1 pseudogene is annotated in these 238 nt (G+C 61.8%); it reads left to right on the top strand.

Annotated features, from left to right (window positions below):
- A pseudogene (locus SB816_RS34735) lies at positions 1-238 on the top strand (LysR substrate-binding domain-containing protein); the annotation flags it as partial.

The raw sequence follows: 238 nt of genomic DNA, 5'->3' as shown, positions 1-238 counted from the left end.
CGGTGGATTTCGGCGTGACCTATCTCGCGCCGATTGTCGTGGAGTTCGGCGAGCGATATCCGGGCATCGGTTTCGATCTCGATCTCACGCCGCGCCGCGTCGATCTCGTGAGCGAGCCGTTCGACGTGGCGATCCGTATCGGCGAATCGGAAAACTAGCAGTTGATCGCGCGTTTGCTGGCAACGCTCACGCCCTCGCTGTTTGCGTCGCCCGCGTATCTGAAACGTTCAGGCGTGCC

The sequence above is a fragment of the Achromobacter sp. SIMBA_011 genome (genome assembly GCF_046535435.1).
GTDB classification, from domain to species: domain Bacteria; phylum Pseudomonadota; class Gammaproteobacteria; order Burkholderiales; family Burkholderiaceae_B; genus Achromobacter; species Achromobacter dolens.
The sequence above is the reverse complement of the archived record's forward strand: the minus strand, read 5'-3'. Positions and strand labels throughout refer to the sequence as shown.